General features: G+C 45.2%; 1 protein-coding gene. It reads left to right on the top strand.

All coding sequences use genetic code 11. The annotated features are described in order from the left end of the window. Positions 1–172: 172 nt before the first annotated feature. Positions 173–378: hypothetical protein (locus A3751_RS00975; protein WP_369821213.1), on the top strand; the 206-nt coding region annotated here is incomplete at its 3' end.

Here is a 378-nt window from a genome sequence, read left to right on the forward strand (position 1 = left end):
CATCGAACCGAAATTCGACCTTAGTCGTGCTCTAAATCGAATACTATCCATAGTTGAGCCAGATCAAGCGCCGCGCTTCGAGGTAGGATTATTCTAATCACATGCAAGAATGAAGCGGCAGTGCTGATGTACTGATCACTGCGTATTGATGACTACCCGATGGAGAAACTTCATGGAACAAGCGAAAAACAAACTACTCGAGTTAAAGGCCGAGTACGAGAAACGAGTAGAGAATACTGAAAAACACTTATTGCATCGTGAAGAACCAGTGAGTCAAGACTTCGCTGAGCAAGCCGTTGAGATGGAAAACGAAGAAGTCGTTGAACGCTTAGATGAAGAAGCAAAACATGAGCTCGCGTTAGTAAACGCGGCTCTGGC

The sequence above is a fragment of the Oleiphilus sp. HI0080 genome, assembly GCF_001635135.1.